Genomic DNA, 16,857 nt, shown 5'->3' on the forward strand with positions numbered 1-16,857 from the left:
CATGACGTGGTATCGCACGGGCACGGTCGAAATCGCCCAGGGCAGCAACACCATTCAGGGCACCGGCACCAATTGGATCGAGCAAAAATCCGGCTGGGCGATAGTGATCGAGGGCGTGCCCGGATTGGTCGAAATTGACGCAGTGGTCAGCGCGACTGAGCTGCGTCTTGTCGAACCGATTGAGGGCCAAGGCGGTGGATTGGGCTATGCCATTATCCCGACGCATGGCCTCAGTATCCGACTGATTGGGTACTTTGACCGGCTGATTGAAGAGCTGAACGCAACGCGGGCAACATGGAAAACGGTGTTTTCCACCTTCAGCGCCACTGCATATCAGCTCTGGCTTGATCAGGGCAACGCAGGGACGGTGGATGACTTCTTGCAGGCCATACGCGGCGAACAAGGGATTCAGGGGCCGCAAGGCGTCCAGGGCGAGCGCGGCATCCAAGGTGAGCAAGGGGTGCAAGGGGAACGTGGCGAGCAGGGCATCCGGGGCGAACAGGGTATCCAAGGTGAGCAAGGCGAACAGGGTGTGCAGGGTGACAAAGGCGACACCGGCGCAGGTCTGAACATCAAGGGCACGCTGGCCGATGTTGCGGCTCTGCCCGGATCGGGCACAGCGGGCGATGCCTGGTCTGTGCAGGGCGATATCTGGGTCTGGGACGATATCAACGCCGAGTGGGACAACGCAGGTCCCCTGCGCGGCCCTGAGGGGCCGGTGGGCCAACAGGGTATTCAAGGCCCCCGTGGCCCTCAGGGCGAGGTGGGACCGGTTGGTCCAGTTGGGCCGCAAGGTGTGCAGGGCATCCAAGGGGTGCAGGGCGACAAGGGCGATACGGGCCTCACCGGGCCAAGCGTCTTTGAGGTCTGGCGGCAGTCCCGTGGTGGTGTCGGCACCTTGGAGGACTACCACGACTTTCTTTCAGATCAGACCGTCTCACTGGCGCGCGCGCAGGCTGACGCTGCCAGCGCCGACCGCGCTGCCGCTGAGACTGCCCGTATCGCTTCTGAAGCCGCAGGGGCCGAGGCACAAGCCGCTGCCGCCTCTGCAACTCAATCGGCGCAAGTTCTCTCTGACAACGCTGAAATCGTGCGCCTTTTGCAACAGCACAAGGTGCGCGCCCTCTTGAATTTGGACATCTAAAGGAGACCTGAAATGTCACTTGAACTGGTCGCACAGGCCCTCAACCAAAAGATCGAAGCGGCGGCAAACGGTGCCGGTCCAGAGGATCTTGCAATGCTGGCAACGGCTCTGGACCGCATCGGTGGCCGGGTCACCATCGCCGAAGTCATGGCGGCAGGTGCAGAGGCCAAGGTGCAGCTTTCGCAAGCGCAGGCCGAGGCCATTGCCGCAATCGTCGCTGTGAAAGACGACGTCCGCCAAGCGGCTTTGGAGTTCCAAAATACCGCTCTCAAATCCACCCAGTTTTTCAGCCTGTTTGTGGCCTCTCAGTAAAGGAAGGAAATCCCTATGCCATTTGCAAAAACCACTCTTGATGGGGTCAACACCCCCGAAATCATCGCGGCCCCGGCAGGCAAGCTGCTGAACTTGAACGTCTCGGCTGTGAACACCTCGCAAGATCGCGCCCTCGTCAAATTCTACATCCACGCGGCAAATGTCGCGCCGACCGACGCCGATATCTTCGACATGGCGACCTTGGACAAAGGGGCGCTGTTGGAGCGTAGCGGCGTGATCCTGCCCGAAAATATGGCCGTGTCCGCCTTCAGCGATACAGCGGCTATCAACGCATTCGCCTGGGGCCTTGAGGCTCTGGCGTAACCCAAAATCTTAGGAGAACGAACATTGGGACGTATTATCACAGGGGCGCAAAGCGCCCGCACTGGTCGCTTTAACGAAATCGCGATCTTCAACAAGGCCGGTGTATTCGACTGGATCGTGCCTGAAAACATTGATCCTGACGTGCCAATCCGCGCGCATGTGTATGGGGCTGGCGGTGCTGGCGGAACCGGCGGCGGCGCTGGTAATGGATATGGCGGCGCAGCTGGTGGTCTTGCCTTGTCCGAGATCCCGCTGTCCGCTCTGACGATTGGCGCGGCTGTTTCGCTGACTATCGGCCTCGGTGCCCAGACATATACGGGCGTCGGCGGCACATCGTCCTTCGGGGCATTGCTTTCCGCAACCGGCGGCAATTCGGGCTTCAATGACGCGGATAATCTCGGCCTTGCCGCATTCTCTGCGGGTGGTATGGGCGTTGGTGGTGATATCAACCGGCGCGGCGGCTCTGGCGGTGCTGGCGTTTTGGGTAATTCCATCGGCGGCGGTGGAGGGGGTGGCGCTGCGCCTGCCCCCGGTGGGCTTGGCAACGGCCATAAGGGCGGCGACGGCATTAATCATGGCGGTGGATCTGGAGCATCTATCAGCTATGACGGCGCAGAGCCGGACAGCAACTATTGCTCGGCTGGCGGATCTGGCACCGCTGGCCCCGGCTGTTCAGGCACCCCCGCCGCCACCGGGTATTCGCATGGCGGCAACGGCGGCAGTGGATTGCTGGGCGCTGGCGGCGTTGGCGCGGCAGCCGTTGCCTATAGCAATGCGTCACAGGCTACCACTCGGGCGGGCAACGGTCAGGGCACTGCAATTCTTGAACCTAACCAGATCCTCTTTGGCGGTGGCGGCGGTGGTGGATCTGCCGCCTGCGATTATTCGACATCCCGCGCCAGCACAAACGCGGGCAACGGCGGTCCAGGCGGTGGCGGTGGCAGCGCTGCGGCATTTGGCAACGGTGCTGCTGACGCCCAGATTTTGGCGGGCAACGGTGGTTTGTTGGGCGGCGGTGGTGGCGGCGCTCAATACTGCATTCCAGGCCACGGCGGCAACGCTGGTGGCGGTGGTGCAACCGGATACAACTATGGCTCGGCACAGGGCTACGGTTGGGGCGGCGACGGCCTGATCATCCTGCAATTCGCACTCATTCACTAAGGAGGCTCTCATGTCCTATGCAAAAATCGCCAATGGCACAGTTGTTCAGGTGCTTGACCACTTGGAAGGCGTCATTCACCCCTCCCTGCATGGTGGCTACACCGAGGTGATCAGCAGCGTGAAAGAGGGGATGACGACACAGGACGGCCAGTCATTCGCATGGCCTCAAACCGCCGCCCCTGATCCGGTTGTGCCGGTCGCACCGCGCGTCCTGCCGAAACTGGTGTTCTTTCAGCGCCTCACGACTGCTGAGCGCGTCGGCATTCGCACCGCAGGTAAGACCGATCCGGTGGTTGAGGACTGGCTTGCCATGCTGGATCTAATCGAAAACGTGGATCTTGACGCAGAAGACGTCACTGCCAGCCTAGGCTATTTCGTCAGTGAAGGGTTGATCAACGCCAATCGCGTTCCTGAAATCCTAGCATGATACCGGGCGTTGTTCTAACGCCGCCCCACTTTTCCTGAAAATCTGACACCGCACGCGCTGGCCCTCTTGGACCCGCGCCAAAACTGCTGCGCGCCAACCGGCGCGCGGCATCTGCCTGCACGGCACACCCCCTCACAAATCAATGAAGGATAGCTGCAATGACGATTGCAATCATCGTGTTCGTCCTGGCCCAATTGGGCGATGTCATCACCACCAAACGCGCGCTTGCCCAGCCCGGTAAGCGAGAGGCCAATCCTTTCATGCGGGTTCTGTTCGACCGTCTGGGCGTCAATGGTGGCCTGACGGTCAAAGCGCTGGTCGCCTCAGCCCTGGTCTACTGGCTGTGGTCTGAGGGCGCGACGCTTCCCATTTGGGCGGTTGCGGTCATGACGGGCGCAGTTGCGCTGCACAATCACCGCTTGATGCAGAAAGGATGAACCCTTGTCTGTTCATCGTTTCGCAAAACAGGCGCTGCCCCGGTTTCTGAAGAACCCTCGCATTCGGCAAGATCTCTATCACGCTTCCGTCCCGATGGTTCTGGCGGTGGCCATGGCCCCCAGCAGTCTCGCAGGTAGCGCAATCTTCCTGCTGGTCTGGGTGCTTATTCGGTGGAGCGGCCATGGCTGAGTTGCACCACAAATTCAATTGGATACGGGCGGTTTCGATTGTCTCGATCATCGCTCTTTTCATCGCAGATTTCGCTTTCAACATCATGGCCAAAGATCCGCCGCTTTGGGCCTATCTGGTTCCCGGCCTCTTGGCGCTTGGGGTTGAGGCAAACGCGGTTGGCCGGTTGCTGATGCAGCTGGTTCGCGCCGCCGCGAGAGTTCCACAGGAGGACAAAGACCCATGAAACTCACCACCCGTGATATTCAGGCCCGCTGCGCCGCTCTGGGCTTTCACCCTGGGCCGATAGACGGACGCAGGGGGCCACGCACCTCAGCGGCCAGTCGGGCCGCTCTTGAGGCGCACAACGGCAGCACCATCACTGATCTGTTCCACAAGAGCGGATTGCACCGGGTGCATATGCACTGGACCGGCGGAGCCGAGGGCGTCATCGACATGGAGCGCCGCGCCTATAACTCGCTGGTCACGCACAATGGGCAGCGGGTGCAGGGCGTGTTTCCACCAGTAGCGCAGGCAACCTATGCTGTCGGTCGTGCGGCATCCCACACCCGCATGTTCAACACCGGTGCGATCGGGCACGGAATGGACGCCATGGCGGGGGCAAACGAGCGCCCGTTTGATCGTGGGTCAGCGCCGATCACGCCGCGCCAGCTTGATGCGTTCTGCCGGTGGTCTGCAGAATACAGCGTCCAGTATTGGATTCCGATCAATGTCTACGGCATGCCGACCCATGCTGAGATTCAGCCGATATTCGGCGTGCGCCAGCGCTGGAAATGGGACATCACTTGGTTACCCGGAATGTCTACCCCCGGCGATCCCTTGGTGGTTGGTGAGCGCCTGCGCGACATGATCCGCGAGTGCCTGCCTGACGTGCGAGCTGCCGCATGATGCGGTGGGTCGCGATCGGGGCGCTCTGTCTGGCGCTTATGCTTGCGGGCGTGTCCTCATACCTGGTCTGGCGCAATGGGCACCTGCGCGAAGATCTGGACGCAGCCACACGCCGCCTACGGGTGGCGGAGCGGCAGGCCGATGACGCACGGCAAACAGCTGATGTTCTGAACGCTCATATCAAACGGATGCAGGAGGATCGCCGCACGCATGATGCGGATCTGCGCAGCCTGCGGGAACGGGAGGGATACGATGCGCCATTGTCTGATTTTCTTGGCGATGCCTTTGACCGGCTGTAGCTGGCTGCTGCCAGATCCTGAGCCGTTTTATGTAGAGCGCCCCATACCGGGGGAGCTGACCACACCTTGCGCTGAGCCGGTGAAGGGGCAGCGCACCGAGGGCGGCTTTGCGGAGCTGGCCCTGGGCTGGCGTTTCGCGGCCCGGTGCAACGCGGGGAAGTTGGAAGCAATCGCGGAGCTGACGGGGCCGCACTGATTGAAGAAAGCCCCGCCAAGTGGCGGGGCTTTTTGTGTATCTGAAGCTGTAGCTGCGAAGCGCAGCAAGCGCCCTTTGCAAACTCGGCCGTTTTACGCAACCAGCTGAGCTGTTGTGCTGCGTCGCAGCCCGATGTTTCTGCCGTTCGCTGCGACAGCAAGCTTCTGAACCCCGTGAATTCACACAGTGCGGACATGCCGGTCACGTGTCGCGCCTCGCCCCTGGTCGCTGGTGCCTTGGTTGAAAGGCTCGCCAGTGACAGGTGGATAACGGACCGTGGCTATTGCCACGGCCTTCTTTCTTTTTTTGCGCCAAGACATTAAATCTTCCCCTGAATTCACGGGGGAAGCATGGCGCACACGCAATCAATCCAACTTCTGCTCAATGACGACAGCACGGACCACCGAACGGAGATCGGAGCGCTGTTCAAGAATGCGCGGCGTTTCGAATGCATGGTCGCATTCGCAAAAATGTCGGGCTGGAAGGAAATGAAAGCGCCACTGAAAAAGGCGTTGTCTAAAGGTATGGCGGCGCGGCTCGCGGTCGGCTTGGATTTTTATCACACTGATCCTGCGCTACTTCGTGCCCTCTTCCGGTTGAGCAAGAAGCACAACCTCGAATTATACCTCAGTAACTCCCAGAGTTCGTTTCATCCGAAAATTTATGCATTCGAGTCCGGCGATGGATGCAAGGTCGCTGTCGGATCGTCGAACTTCACGCAAGGCGGACTGCTTCAAAATTATGAAGCGTCGGTTCTGATCGACGATGAGAGCGGCGCGATGATGGAAAAGATCACCGGGCATTTCGATGACTTGATCGACAATTATGAGATTGTGCTGGCGACGAAGCCGTTGATTGATGGTTATGCAAAGGATCATGCGATCAACGCTGCGTGGGCGCGTTTTGCAAGGCGTCGCGCCACGCGCGCTGTTGATTCCGGCGAAGCGTCACTCGATGTCCTAGCCGGCTTCCTGCGAATGATGCAGGAAGGTGACGCATCATCGCCGTTCAATGCTCAGATGAAAGTCAGACGGGACAATCTTGCGGTTGCGCCGACACAGCTTCGTTCCATCGCGGCGTGGAAGGGGAAAACAGCGCATGGATTCTTGACCGAATATGAGCATCTAATCGGGTCATTCCATTCGGGCGGCCTCGACCGCGCAAAGACGCGCATTACTGACAAGCGTGAGGATTTTGTCCGCGCGGTGGCATCAATCATCGATCACGCTGATTTGTCGCCGCGTGATGCGTTCGCCACTCTCCACGCGGCGTTTGCAAACATCAAAGGTGCTGGGATCAATCTCCTTACCGAGATTTTGCACACGCTGGACAACACACGTTTTGCGGTAATGAATCAGAATGCGGTCGCGGGCCTGCGTCTTGCTGGCTACGATGAATTTCCGCTTCACCCATCGAAGGGAAGCGTGAGCCCCGACAAGTATCAGCTTTATTGCGATCACGCGGACGCCGTGTGCAAGGCGCTCGGGCTTCGCGATTTCACCGAACTCGATGCACTATTTAACTACGTTTATTGGCATGAGGATCGGCCCGATGACGATGGAGGCGATGACGAGGACTAATCGACTGCCGTTCTCCCATGGCATAATCGGACACCTTCAGTAGCGGTGGCAAAGCGCAGATAGTGACCTTTGCAAAGTCGGGGTGATCGGGCGCACTTGTTAACCCGATCGGCCCGTACCGGACATTTGTCGAGTTCGTATTCGCTGCCGCGCAGCAACGCCGAACCGGCCATTCGCAGCGCCACTAGAATTAAAAATCCGTGAATGCGGGGGCAGTGATCGACTTGACAGTCAGCGCCTGCAATAAGCAAATCACTCAATCTAGTAGCGAGTAGTTGGATGAAACGAATGCGGGTCAGTAACCAATGAGATTTCACGCAAACGGTCCGATCATCCCTGATGTTCTGCTTGAGCGCAGTGATGCTGGCCGAGTCGTCTTCCTTTGTGGTGCTGGGGTTTCACTGCCATCTGGGATGCCGAGCTTCATCGGCCTCACCCAACATGTGATCGATTTCTTTGACCCACCTGAAGACTCAGAAATCATGCGGGCGTTCCAACCTTGGATTGATGATCCGACTGGTACAAACACGCCGTTGGATCACATCTTCAACCTGCTACATTTGGAATATGGACGTGATGAGGTGAATGCCCTTGTGACTGAGCGTCTTCAAGCTTCGGCTGGAAGCGGTCAAGTTGGTCATCACCACAGCGTGGTCAAACGCATCTCCACCAGTCCAAACGGCATACCTCAGATCGTTACGACGAACTTTGATCTGTTGTTCGAAATGGATGGTGATCTGCCAACGTTTGCACCTCCCGCCTTCCCTGATCTGACATTTGGACGTTCGGTCGAAGGTATCACTTACCTCCATGGACGGCTTGCCAACGAAGACGCCAACCAGCTCCCGTATGTCCTAAGCAGTGCTGATTTTGGTCGCGCATACCTTTCCGAGGCTTGGGCTACGAATTTCATACGCAACCTGCTGGAACATTACACTGTGGTACTGGTCGGCTATCAAGCTGAAGACCCACCGATCAAATATCTGCTCCAAGGTTTGAACCATGACGGGCAGTTTGATCGCACACGGATCTATGCATTCGACAAAGGTGCACCTGAAGACATCGAGGCCAAGTGGCGTGATCGCGGCGTCACGGCAATTGCTTACAGCGATCATCCTGACCTTTGGCAGACTATGGAAGCCTGGGCAGATCGTGCAGATGATCCTAGGGAATGGCGAAGGGTGGTGATTGCGACAACAGAGCAGGACCCAAAGTCACTGTTACCATACCAACGTGGTCAGGTTGCCCATGTGGTACGCTCCGTACCTGGTGCAAAACTCTTGGGTGATGCTCAGCATCCAACACATCCAGAATGGGTATGCGTATTCAGCGGATTCATTCGGTCAGCGAAGCGGGCCAGCGGCTATGGCGATGATGCCGAGGTCTTTGAGCCGAATGTCGGATACGGATTGGACGATGACCTTCACAACCTAACCGATGATGACTACCGCCGTGGAATCTTTAACGAGGACCTTTTTTCGTGGCGACATGGCGATGAAAACCCGACCGATGCACATCGACTTGGTGGCAAAGCACCAGACGGCCACACTAGCGTCCCACCACGTCTATTGTATTTGTTGAGGTGGGTCGGGAAACATCTATCCAGCCCTGTTATTGCTTGGTGGGCGATTAAACAGAATGGTCTGCATCCGCGTTTGCTGAACCATATCGAATGGCGTCTGGGCCAGAACGAGGAACTTGATGACCGAGCTCGGCAGATTTGGAGCTTGATCATTGACCACCACAAGGACCCTCGGAACCGCGAATGGGATGGCGACTGGTTTGACCTGAAGAGAAGGGTCGCGAATGAAGGCTGGTCCCCAAGCGTTCTTCGTGAGTTTGGACGTGTTGCTGCACCCAAGTTGGACATCAAACCACCGCATAGTTTAGCAGGTGCGCGGCCTCCTTCAGTGGATTGGCCAGACTTAGAACTTGGTCATCTCGGACAATTCGAAGTGAACTTCTTAGAACGCCACAAAGATGATCTGACCATACCTGACGAAGTGCTTCCGCAGGTGTTTGGCCTGCTCGAAGACGCGATGAAGGCCACCTCAGGGATGCTATCAGATATTGGTAAGACCTATTTTGTCACGCCAACCTGTTACCCTGATCGTGAGGTAGATGGAAAAGATCGGCACAACAAAGCTGCCGACGCGATGAAATTCTTCGTTGAACTGTTTGAACGACTGGTGCAGACCGCACCCGACATTGCACTTGGGCATTTCCTGACGTGGCCAATTGAAGACCAATTCTTCTTCAAAAAACTGATCCTCTACGCTCTGTCAAAAGAAGACTTGTTCGGGCCTGAAGAAGTTGGAGAGCGTATCCTTGCACTTCGCCAGGAAACTTTCTGGAACTCCGATGTAGCAAGAGAACTTGTCTTCTTGCTGGTTGACAGGTGGTCCGCGTTTCCAGAACCACTTCGCTATCAACTGGGTGAACGGCTTCTCAGCGGACCTGACCAAGAAAGCTACTGGTCGGATGAAGTGTATCCGAGCAGGCGTGACGAGATTGTCGCAAGATATGCGCGCTATTTGGAAATGCAGGGATGTGAACTTGTCGGTGACCAAGGTGAACGTCTTGCTGCTGTCATCGACGGCATTGAGGACTGGAGTGACGGATGGGCGACCTCAACAGTCACAGAACGGGGGTCTCGTGTCGGGTACGTTGGGACGGATGAGACACCTGATGTAGTGGTTGATCTTGCCGTAGGCGAAATTATTCCCCGAGCAAAAGAGGACCTCCAACGTGACTTTGGGAGCTTCACAGAGAAGCGCCCCTTCACAGGTCTGGTAAAGGCAAATCCACGCAAAGCTCTGTCGGCTCTGTCGGTAGCAGCCAAAGAGAACGATTACCCACAGGTGTTTTGGTCAGCCATGATCAAAGAGCTTCCTGATGATGTCGAACCGAGGCTGCAACGGGTGTTTTTGCACCGCCTGAGCCGCCTTCCTCCTGCTGTGATCGTGGAATTGAGGCACACTGTGTGTCGGTGGCTCGAACAGAACATCACAAAGCTGATCGAGTTCAATGACGAACTTGCTTGGGCCGTGTTTGATAATGTCGTGGACGGTGTTGTCGGGGGTGGTGACAACGCGACCGAAAGCGGGATTGGAGAAGTAAGTCGAGACGGTGAGGTTATTCCCCAGTCACGTCGCACATACGAACATGCGATTAACGGACCTCTTGGAATGTGTGCAGAGGCCTTGTTCCATGCCGTACCTAGTGAAAAGCAGGAACAAAATTTACTGATACCAGACTACATCAAGAGCCGTATTGAACGCTTGTTTGCATCGCCGGGCGAGGGCTCTGACCACGCTGTTTCTATCACTTTCAGCAAGCTGAACTGGTTGATGTTCGTTGATCCAGAGTGGGTTGAACATCGCCTCATACCCATGTTGGCTTTCGATCATACTGCTGCTGAACCAGCTTGGAATGGGTTCCTGTGTAGCAATCGAGTTCCGTGGCCACCTCTGGCAGTCCTTATTAAGCCACTTCTGTTGCAAGCCGTGCCATGGGTTGAGAACCAGACATGGGATCGCGATCTGGCAATGGTCATAGCCCAATGGTTGGGGTGGATGTACATCTTCAAGCGTGATGAAGACGACGGGCTGACAAAGCAAGAAATGCGACGCGTGTTGCGAGAGATGTCCGATGACACACGCAATCAGTTTATTTGGTGGTTGGGACAAGTTGGCCAAGGGAACGACGACGGTTGGGAGACACTAGTAGCACCCTTCTTGAATGAAGTATGGCCGCGAGAACACATCTACCGCACTGCTTCGTCGGTCGAGTCGTGGATCAGCATGCTTGACGATACTGGAACCAGTTTTCCAGTGGTGTACGCCTCCGTTAAGCGTTACTTGGTACCGGTCGAAAATGACCGCCATCCGTTCTACCGATTTACTCGCGAAGTTGGCGAAGACGAACCAATCACCATGCAGTTCCCAGTGGAAACTCTTGATCTTCTCGATTCTGTGATACCAAAGGTTCTGAACCGAACTCCATACGATTTACCGAAAATCCTAATGTTGGTCAGCGAAGCAGCACCCGATCTAAGGGCGGATCATCGTTACCTGAGACTAATGGATTTGGTTGAGAGGATGTAGGTAGAGCCGATGTCTCAATGTCCGCTTCGTGGGGGTTGGGAAAGTGCAGCTGCAACTGCAGCGAATGTCCGGAATCCCGCCGACCTGTGGGTTCTAGCCACTTGAAACGGTTGGCTGATGGGGTCCGCTTTGGGCTGACTGGCGCCATCCGGGTTCGGGTGCCATAGGGCGAATTTGCCGTGCGTCAGCAGTAGCACCCCCGCAAGGCAGCTTTGAGACCAAACTACGTCATGCTGAACCACGCGCGAACGTCAGATGTCTACCGCAGGCCGTTTCGCTTCTCTCGCAGCTTGACGCACTCCAAATGTTCCTTATTTGTTCGAGTCATGTGGACCATGCGAAAAACGGTAATCGGCGGCGAAGTCAGAGAGGATGATTGGGTGATTGTCTGGAACGGCCGTTCGGTGGGGCGGATAAGTCTGGATGCCTTTCCATATAATGATGCCAAGTCTTGGACGTGGGCGACATGGGTCCATCCAGCAGAGCACGGTCGGGTCGACACTATGGAAGAGGCCAGAGAGAAAGTGCGAAAGGTAGTATTGCGCGTGTTGGCCAACGAAGACTAACGCCGCTCCAATTCTAGACCTCTATCGAACCGTATCCGTGCGGAGAACATCTTCCAGACCCTCTGCAGCAGATCGTGGCGCGCCACAGCTAGGGCACCGGTCTTGGCTGAAACCGGACGCCTGCTAGAACAGCGTTCCGAATGGCTCGATCAGATCCGGCCCATCGTCGTCGCGTCCAAAGGGGGCAACCTTCTGCGCCCTCATGCGTCCGTTCCAAGAGGTCCCTAGGTCTTGTTCTTCGCCGCTCTCTAGGTTTCCTGAGAGCCAAGGTATGATCTGATCATCGGCTAGGATCACCGGTGAACGTGCGTGTATCTCGCTGATCTGCGGCAACGCTGATCGCGTCAGAATAGTGCATGTGTGCAGATTGTCACTCAGGCGCGAATAGAGCCCGGCGAAGAACAGGGCAGGGGCGTTGCTATCGGTCGTGATCCACCAGGGTTGTTTATAGCCCTTCGGTCCTGTCCATTCATAGTAGCCTGCCGCCGGAATGATGCAGCGCTGTGACTTCCAAGCATTGCGGAAACTTGGCAGGCTGGCTGCTGTCTCGATCTTCGCATTGAAGGTGGTGCGCTTCCAGTCCCTTACATCGCCCCGATGCCAGCTTGGCACGAACCACCAACGGGCTGTCGTACTGAACAGCTGGTCTTCGTCCAGATAGGCGATGTCTACCAGTTGGGTGGGCTTTACGTTCCAACTCGCTGACAGCTCAACCGCATTCGGATCGCGCACGGGTATAGGTGGTCCGAGAAAACGGCGCTCCAGCTCGTACAGCTGTCGCCACGTAAGATCTGGCCTGCCCAATCTTCCGCACATGGTTGATCTACCTCTTACCAAATGGGTCCAGCGCAACACTATAAGGCAACACTTGTATCTTGGGGTATCCGTAATTCATGATTGATCTGCCTCGTTTTCTCCATCGCCAAGAATCTTCGGAAGTGTTGAAAGCGGCGTTCCAACGTGCTGTGGCGGTCGATCGGACAGCCACAATCGTGACGCGGAATTCAATCCCGCAACAAATCCCGCAACATGTGTGCAAGTCTTTGTTGCTAAGTTGTTGGATTGAAACACTTACCTGATTTTGTTTTAATCCTACCACCCCAGCCATCGGCCTTTCACAGAAAATTTTAAGATGATGTGGTGCCACTAGACAGGCAAAATGCCCCTAGGAATGCCCCTGTGCAGAACTGGCCTATTTCGGGCTTTCAGGGCCTCCTTGACGCTATCTGCTCCCTTTCTGAACGACATCACTAGAAAAGCCTCCCTCGTGGGGAGGATACCCTGTGGGAAGGGGTTATCCCTCTATAATAGGTATAAGTATTGGATAAGGAGAAAGAAGAAGAGGAAGGTGGAGATCCTAGGAGGGATACCTGATAGAAGGTCCCTTTATGGGATCTAGGCCTATAAGCAGTTGTATCCATGAGCATAATCGCCTTTGGTTCCGAGCAAATACTACCCGAAGAGGCCTTGTCCATGGCAGAGATCAGCAATCCTAGGTGTTCCCGCCCCATCGACGTTCACCGTTGGTCTGATCACCCTGAGGTGAAGGCCTTGGTCGAAGAGATCTGGCGGGATTACCTTCCTTGGCAGATTACTGGGAAACAGGGGGCGAAGAGGCCGGGGCCGCAGCCGAAGACTTCCTTCAAGAACCAGCTGCGAGTGCTGATCCTCGACCTCTATGCGGCTTGGCTGGAGGATCCCGAATTGAGTATCGGGATGTCTATGTCTCCGAACGAGTGGAAGGCCAATTCCCGGTACAATGCCCTCCACCTGTCCAAGAAGCTGATCCCTATCACGGAAGCATTGAGCATTGCTGGGTTGGTTGACCTGGCCAAGGGCAGCTATGCCGGTCCGGGAGCCAAGGGCAACAGAACTACACGCATCAGGGCGTCTGAGGGGCTTCAAGACATGTTCAGGGAAGCCAAGTTCCAACGTAAGGACGTGCAGCGCTTCGAAGGTCAGGAAGTCATAATCCTGCGGGATGAAAAGATGGCCGGGAAGGTCGGAAAAGAAGTTGAATACACCGACACCCCAAACACCAATGCCATGCGGGGCGAGTTGAAGTCGTACAATGATCTGCTGGCCTCTTCATTCATCGATATTGCGACACTACAAGAACCACTTATTCCCCGAGAGGACGCGGTGGATAGCTCTCTCCCCGTGCGCATCCACCCAGATCACGCCCGATTGCGCCGTGTTTTCAGCCGCAAAGACTGGTCAATGAATGGCCGTTTCTACGGCGGTTGGTGGCAACAGGTCAACGACGATTGGCGCTCCAAAATCTTTATTGATGACCAGCCGACTATAGAGGTGGACTTCAAGGGCCTCCATGTCGCGATGCTCTACGCTCAGGCAGGGAATAAAATGGCGCATGATCCTTATGATATTTCTTCGGCTCTGTTGCGCAAATCGGGTGAGGGATTCATCTCATGAATCCAGCGTGATAGCTAGAGGGCATGAGCAGACCAACATCCCCGACCTACAAGATCAAGAACTGGCGGGCCTATAACGAAGCGCTGAAGCGTCGTGGCTCGCTGACGATCTGGTTCGATCCCGAGATGACGTGGGAGGCCCGGCCGACCGGCAAGAGAGGCCGACAGCCCATCTATAGCGACGCCGCGATCAAGACCTGCCTGACGATGAAGGTGCTGTTCCGCATGGCGCTCAGGCAGACGACCGGCTTCGTGGAAAGTCTCCTGCGATTGAGTGGATTGGACTGGTCGGTACCGGATTTTAGCACGCTTTCACGCCGCCAGAAGTCTCTCGCCGTGAACATCCCGTATCGTGGTTCTGAGGGGCCGCTACACCTGCTGATCGATAGCACTGGGATAAAGGTAGAGGGCGAAGGCGAGTGGAATGCGCGCAAGCACGGTGGCTCGAAACGCCGCGTGTGGCGCAAGGTTCACCTCGGTATCGACGAAAAGACACTGGAAATCCGGGCAGTCGAGTTCACCAGTAGCGACATTGGTGATGCGCCCATGCTGCCGGAACTGCTTAATCAGATCCCGCCCGAGCAGGAGATCGGCAGTGTCACGGCAGATGGCGCCTACGATACGCGCAAGTGCCACGATGCCATCGCCAACCGAGGTGCCAATGCCGTCGTCCCGCCCCGCAAGAACGCCAAGCCCTGGAAACCCGACACCGCAGGCGCGATTGCGCGCAACGAAGCGCTGCGGGCGTCGAAATACCTTGGCCGAGCGCTTTGGCGGAAATGGAGTGGATACCACCGCCGAAGTCGTGCCGAAACCAAGATGCACTGCATGAAACTGCTGGGACAAAGACTGATGGCACGGGATCCTGGACGTCAGGTTGCCGAGCTTCAGCTCCGTGTTGCGGTCATGAACGGATTCACCGCGCTTGGCATACCCGTCACAGAGGCCGTGGGATAAGTCCGTCTGGGGAAAGGGGAACCTTGGCCCTCAACCGATTTGCGCAACAGAGTCGATCTAGGCCTATAAGCAGTTGTATCCCTGAGCATAATCGCCTTTGGTTCCGAGCAAATACTACCCGAAGAGGCCTTGTCCATGGCAGAGATCAGCAACCCTAGGTATTCCCGCCCCATCGACGTTCACCGTTGGTCTGATCACCCTGAGGTGAAGGCCTTGGTCGAAGAGATCTGGCGGGATTAACCGCCCTCTGTCGGGCAATCTTGTCATCACTGGTCTTTAGGGACTGCTTCAGGGCTTGTTGGCCAAGAAGTGCAGCCACCTCCTTGGGGTAGTTCCACCTGTAGAGCCAAGTCTGCCCCTTGAGATAGGGGTTCTTCTCGGATGTGGCGACCCAGTTCTGGCTGTCAATCAAGGTTCTGTTCAGCTTCCGCTCCAATGCCCTACGTCAGGAGGCTTGGCTGTAGCGAACCCCTTCTGGGCGATGGGTATCAAATACACTGGCGATGATCCGGGTGATGGCGCGCCCTTCTGGTCGGATCCGAAGATATTTGTCGTCTAGTATCACCAGATCGCCAAAGCGCGTATCAATCTCTGACAGGTCCGTGTCTAGCTGGTGACTCAGCTTACCGAAACGTTGGAATAGCTCGGTACGATTCAGGCTGAAATCGCACATCAGCATTTCAATGGCGCGGGCCCGCAGCTTGTCGACTTCGGTCAGTTGATGGCCACGGGCACCGCCAAGCTCGCCTGCCTCAATACGCTGGATATAGGCTGCGGTGGCGGCGGCGTTTTGCACATAGCCGCCGTCGAAGCGAGATATCGAAGAGGCCCCAACTCCGATCAATGTTGGACAATGGTCATCGGTGTAACCTTGGAAATTACGCCGTAGGTGACCATTGATGCGGGCCAAATCCAGACCATCCCCGGGTTGCGCAAAATGGTCTATCCCAATGCCTGCAAACCCTGCATTGCGAAATTTGTCGGCGGCCAGTTCGGCGAGCTGATAGCGGGTTTCGTCACTGGGCAGCGCGATGTCGTCAATCAGTTTCTGCCGTTTCGCTACCCAAGGAACATGGGCATAGCCAAACAGGGCCACGCGATCAGGGGCCAGTGTGAGAACCTGGTCCACGGTGTCTGAGATACGGGCGGCATTCTGATGGGGCAAGCCGTAAACTAGATCGGTATTGAGCGAGGTAATGCCGGCGGCGCGCAGATCAGCGACACATACGGCGGTCACGTCAAAGGGCTGAATTCGGCCGATGGCGGCCTGTACCTCGGGGTCAAAATCCTGAATGCCGATGCTGGCACGATTCATGCCTTCGGCGGCGAGGGCATTAATCTTTTCACGGTCGACCATGGTTGGATCAATCTCGACCGAAAACTCCCAATCGTCGGTTGGAGGGATGACAGATTTTACCGCTTGCGCCAGCCTGTGAATCAGGGCCGGTGGTAGGATGGTGGGCGTGCCGCCGCCCCAATGGAGCCTTCCCATGCGTAATCCTTTGGGCAGGATCTTTGCCAGTAGCGCCAGTTCCTTTTCAACCGTGCCGATATAGCTTTCGACCGGGCTTAATGTCAGGGTTCCCTGGGTCCGACACGCGCAGAACCAACACAATCGTTCGCAAAAGGGCACGTGGATATAGACCGAGACAGGCACATTTGGATCAAGCGCCGAAAGAGCCTTGCTTTGGAAGGCGCTACCCACCGCTGGGCTGAACACCGGTGCAGTGGGATAGGATGTGTAGCGGGGCACGCGGCTGTCAAAAAGTCCCAGCGCGCGAAGGCGGGTGATCTGTGTCATGCCGCCAGCTATGGCTGATTTTGCCTATGCATTCTTT

Annotated in this window: 18 protein-coding genes; 16 read left to right on the forward strand and 2 right to left on the reverse strand. The window is 56.6% G+C overall.

Annotated features, from left to right (window positions below; genetic code table 11):
• The first annotated feature begins 1 nt into the window (after nucleotide 1).
• The 14 genes from PhaeoP97_RS01195 to PhaeoP97_RS01260 all read left to right on the forward strand — a co-directional run bounded on the left by PhaeoP97_RS01195 (nucleotide 2) and on the right by PhaeoP97_RS01260 (nucleotide 11,630).
• Nucleotides 2–1,144, forward strand: coding sequence for a collagen-like domain-containing protein (locus PhaeoP97_RS01195; RefSeq protein ID WP_072503521.1), 1,143 nt, complete (start codon nucleotides 2–4; stop codon nucleotides 1,142–1,144).
• A gap of 12 nt (nucleotides 1,145–1,156) precedes the next feature.
• Entirely contained in the window at nucleotides 1,157–1,456 is a 300-nt protein-coding gene (locus PhaeoP97_RS01200) for a hypothetical protein (protein ID WP_072503522.1), read from the forward strand.
• A 15-nt stretch (nucleotides 1,457–1,471) separates the two neighbouring features.
• A complete protein-coding gene (locus PhaeoP97_RS01205; RefSeq protein ID WP_024099690.1) occupies nucleotides 1,472–1,780 on the forward strand; it encodes a hypothetical protein in 309 nt (102 codons plus the stop codon).
• Nucleotides 1,781–1,804: 24 nt separating this feature from the next.
• A complete protein-coding gene (locus tag PhaeoP97_RS01210) occupies nucleotides 1,805–2,941 on the forward strand; it encodes a hypothetical protein (protein ID WP_072503523.1) in 1,137 nt (378 codons plus the stop codon).
• 10 nt (nucleotides 2,942–2,951) lie between these two features.
• Nucleotides 2,952–3,368 (forward strand): hypothetical protein, encoded by a 417-nt coding sequence (locus PhaeoP97_RS01215; protein WP_072503524.1) that lies wholly within the window; start codon nucleotides 2,952–2,954, stop codon nucleotides 3,366–3,368.
• 158 nt (nucleotides 3,369–3,526) lie between these two features.
• A complete protein-coding gene (locus tag PhaeoP97_RS01220) occupies nucleotides 3,527–3,805 on the forward strand; it encodes a DUF5658 family protein (RefSeq protein ID WP_072503525.1) in 279 nt (92 codons plus the stop codon).
• Nucleotides 3,806–3,809: 4 nt separating this feature from the next.
• Nucleotides 3,810–3,995, forward strand: a complete 186-nt coding sequence (locus PhaeoP97_RS01225; RefSeq protein ID WP_072503526.1) for a hypothetical protein — start codon at nucleotides 3,810–3,812, stop codon at nucleotides 3,993–3,995.
• On the forward strand, nucleotides 3,988–4,221 hold the full coding sequence (locus tag PhaeoP97_RS01230; RefSeq protein WP_024099686.1) for a hypothetical protein: 234 nt from the start codon (nucleotides 3,988–3,990) through the stop codon (nucleotides 4,219–4,221). The genes PhaeoP97_RS01225 and PhaeoP97_RS01230 overlap by 8 nt, the downstream gene beginning before the upstream one ends.
• Nucleotides 4,218–4,883 carry a peptidoglycan-binding domain-containing protein gene (locus PhaeoP97_RS01235; protein WP_072503527.1) on the forward strand — a complete coding sequence of 222 codons (666 nt, stop codon included), beginning with the start codon at nucleotides 4,218–4,220 and terminating at the stop codon, nucleotides 4,881–4,883. The genes PhaeoP97_RS01230 and PhaeoP97_RS01235 overlap by 4 nt, the downstream gene beginning before the upstream one ends.
• On the forward strand, nucleotides 4,880–5,182 hold the full coding sequence (locus PhaeoP97_RS01240) for a hypothetical protein (RefSeq protein ID WP_072503528.1): 303 nt from the start codon (nucleotides 4,880–4,882) through the stop codon (nucleotides 5,180–5,182). Before PhaeoP97_RS01235 ends, PhaeoP97_RS01240 begins: the two co-directional genes overlap by 4 nt.
• Nucleotides 5,163–5,378, forward strand: a complete 216-nt coding sequence (lysC, locus tag PhaeoP97_RS20880) for an Rz1-like lysis system protein LysC (protein ID WP_072503529.1) — start codon at nucleotides 5,163–5,165, stop codon at nucleotides 5,376–5,378. Before PhaeoP97_RS01240 ends, lysC begins: the two co-directional genes overlap by 20 nt.
• Nucleotides 5,379–5,728: 350 nt before the next feature.
• Nucleotides 5,729–6,958 (forward strand): phospholipase D family protein, encoded by a 1,230-nt coding sequence (locus PhaeoP97_RS01250; protein ID WP_072503530.1) that lies wholly within the window; start codon nucleotides 5,729–5,731, stop codon nucleotides 6,956–6,958.
• A gap of 305 nt (nucleotides 6,959–7,263) precedes the next feature.
• Nucleotides 7,264–11,064, forward strand: a complete 3,801-nt coding sequence (locus PhaeoP97_RS01255) for an SIR2 family protein (protein WP_072503531.1) — start codon at nucleotides 7,264–7,266, stop codon at nucleotides 11,062–11,064.
• Between the two features lie 335 nt (nucleotides 11,065–11,399).
• Nucleotides 11,400–11,630, forward strand: a complete 231-nt coding sequence (locus PhaeoP97_RS01260) for a hypothetical protein (RefSeq protein WP_157891222.1) — start codon at nucleotides 11,400–11,402, stop codon at nucleotides 11,628–11,630.
• 123 nt (nucleotides 11,631–11,753) lie between these two features.
• Here PhaeoP97_RS01260 and PhaeoP97_RS01265 read toward each other — a convergent pair whose 3' ends face one another.
• Entirely contained in the window at nucleotides 11,754–12,446 is a 693-nt protein-coding gene (locus PhaeoP97_RS01265; protein ID WP_072503533.1) for an SOS response-associated peptidase, read from the reverse strand.
• Between the two features lie 603 nt (nucleotides 12,447–13,049).
• Between PhaeoP97_RS01265 and PhaeoP97_RS01270 the strand changes: the two genes are divergently transcribed.
• A complete protein-coding gene (locus PhaeoP97_RS01270; protein ID WP_072503534.1) occupies nucleotides 13,050–14,063 on the forward strand; it encodes a hypothetical protein in 1,014 nt (337 codons plus the stop codon).
• Between the two features lie 23 nt (nucleotides 14,064–14,086).
• Nucleotides 14,087–15,019 carry an IS5 family transposase gene (locus PhaeoP97_RS01280; protein WP_083570294.1) on the forward strand — a complete coding sequence of 311 codons (933 nt, stop codon included), beginning with the start codon at nucleotides 14,087–14,089 and terminating at the stop codon, nucleotides 15,017–15,019.
• A gap of 445 nt (nucleotides 15,020–15,464) precedes the next feature.
• On the opposite strand, the gene hemN is transcribed toward PhaeoP97_RS01280, so the two are convergent.
• Entirely contained in the window at nucleotides 15,465–16,820 is a 1,356-nt protein-coding gene (gene hemN, locus PhaeoP97_RS01290) for an oxygen-independent coproporphyrinogen III oxidase (RefSeq protein ID WP_072503536.1), read from the reverse strand.
• Nucleotides 16,821–16,857 lie beyond the last annotated feature (37 nt).

Origin of the sequence: Phaeobacter porticola (genome assembly GCF_001888185.1) — a bacterium.
Lineage (GTDB): Bacteria > Pseudomonadota > Alphaproteobacteria > Rhodobacterales > Rhodobacteraceae > Phaeobacter > Phaeobacter porticola.

Bases quoted from the DNA above. Each gene is read 5' to 3' on its own strand.
- PhaeoP97_RS01280 (WP_083570294.1), top strand. From the start codon at position 14,087: ATGAGCAGACCAACATCCCCGACCTACAAGATCAAGAACTGGCGGGCC.
- PhaeoP97_RS01235 (WP_072503527.1), top strand. From the start codon at position 4,218: ATGAAACTCACCACCCGTGATATTCAGGCCCGCTGCGCCGCTCTGGGC.
- hemN (WP_072503536.1), bottom strand. From the start codon at position 16,820: ATGACACAGATCACCCGCCTTCGCGCGCTGGGACTTTTTGACAGCCGC.
- PhaeoP97_RS01215 (WP_072503524.1), top strand. From the start codon at position 2,952: ATGTCCTATGCAAAAATCGCCAATGGCACAGTTGTTCAGGTGCTTGAC.
- PhaeoP97_RS01220 (WP_072503525.1), top strand. From the start codon at position 3,527: ATGACGATTGCAATCATCGTGTTCGTCCTGGCCCAATTGGGCGATGTC.
- PhaeoP97_RS01230 (WP_024099686.1), top strand. From the start codon at position 3,988: ATGGCTGAGTTGCACCACAAATTCAATTGGATACGGGCGGTTTCGATT.
- PhaeoP97_RS01240 (WP_072503528.1), top strand. From the start codon at position 4,880: ATGATGCGGTGGGTCGCGATCGGGGCGCTCTGTCTGGCGCTTATGCTT.
- PhaeoP97_RS01260 (WP_157891222.1), top strand. From the start codon at position 11,400: ATGCGAAAAACGGTAATCGGCGGCGAAGTCAGAGAGGATGATTGGGTG.
- lysC (WP_072503529.1), top strand. From the start codon at position 5,163: ATGCCTTTGACCGGCTGTAGCTGGCTGCTGCCAGATCCTGAGCCGTTT.
- PhaeoP97_RS01205 (WP_024099690.1), top strand. From the start codon at position 1,472: ATGCCATTTGCAAAAACCACTCTTGATGGGGTCAACACCCCCGAAATC.
- PhaeoP97_RS01200 (WP_072503522.1), top strand. From the start codon at position 1,157: ATGTCACTTGAACTGGTCGCACAGGCCCTCAACCAAAAGATCGAAGCG.
- PhaeoP97_RS01195 (WP_072503521.1), top strand. From the start codon at position 2: ATGACGTGGTATCGCACGGGCACGGTCGAAATCGCCCAGGGCAGCAAC.
- PhaeoP97_RS01265 (WP_072503533.1), bottom strand. From the start codon at position 12,446: ATGTGCGGAAGATTGGGCAGGCCAGATCTTACGTGGCGACAGCTGTAC.
- PhaeoP97_RS01255 (WP_072503531.1), top strand. From the start codon at position 7,264: ATGAGATTTCACGCAAACGGTCCGATCATCCCTGATGTTCTGCTTGAG.
- PhaeoP97_RS01250 (WP_072503530.1), top strand. From the start codon at position 5,729: ATGGCGCACACGCAATCAATCCAACTTCTGCTCAATGACGACAGCACG.
- PhaeoP97_RS01270 (WP_072503534.1), top strand. From the start codon at position 13,050: ATGAGCATAATCGCCTTTGGTTCCGAGCAAATACTACCCGAAGAGGCC.